This window comes from Ornithinibacillus bavariensis, from assembly GCF_018333235.1.
GTDB classification, from domain to species: Bacteria; Bacillota; Bacilli; order Bacillales; family Amphibacillaceae; genus Ornithinibacillus; species Ornithinibacillus bavariensis.
This window is the reverse complement of the sequence record NZ_BORP01000018.1, coordinates 1-393: the sequence shown is the minus strand read 5'-3', so window position 1 is coordinate 393 and position 393 is coordinate 1. Positions and strand designations below refer to the sequence as shown.

Below are 393 nucleotides of genomic sequence, written 5' to 3'. Positions count from 1 at the left end.
AGTCGGTGAGGTAACCTTTTGGAGCCAGCCGCCTAAGGTGGGACCAATGATTGGGGTGAAGTCGTAACAAGGTAGCCGTATCGGAAGGTGCGGCTGGATCACCTCCTTTCTAAGGATATTTAACGGAGTGCATACTGGTTTGTTTGGTTCAGTTTTGAGGGAGTAAATTCCTCAAGAAAAACACGAAAGTGTTTCTTTTCATTTGTACCTTGAAAACTAAATAAGAGTAACAACGACATCAAACTTTAAAGCAAAGGCTATTAATATAGTGTAATGCTTATTCATTGTAGATAGTTAAGTGAATAAGGGCGCACGGTGGATGCCTTGGCACTAGGAGCCGATGAAGGACGGGACTAACACCGATATGCCTTGGGGAGTCGTAAGTAGACATTG

Annotated in this window: 2 rRNA genes; both read left to right on the top strand. The window is 43.5% G+C overall.

Features of this window, described 5'->3' with window-relative positions:
• Positions 1–109 (top strand): 16S ribosomal RNA (locus KI338_RS17570); the annotation flags it as partial.
• 183 nt (positions 110–292) lie between these two features.
• A 23S ribosomal RNA gene (locus tag KI338_RS17565) occupies positions 293–393 on the top strand; the annotation flags it as partial.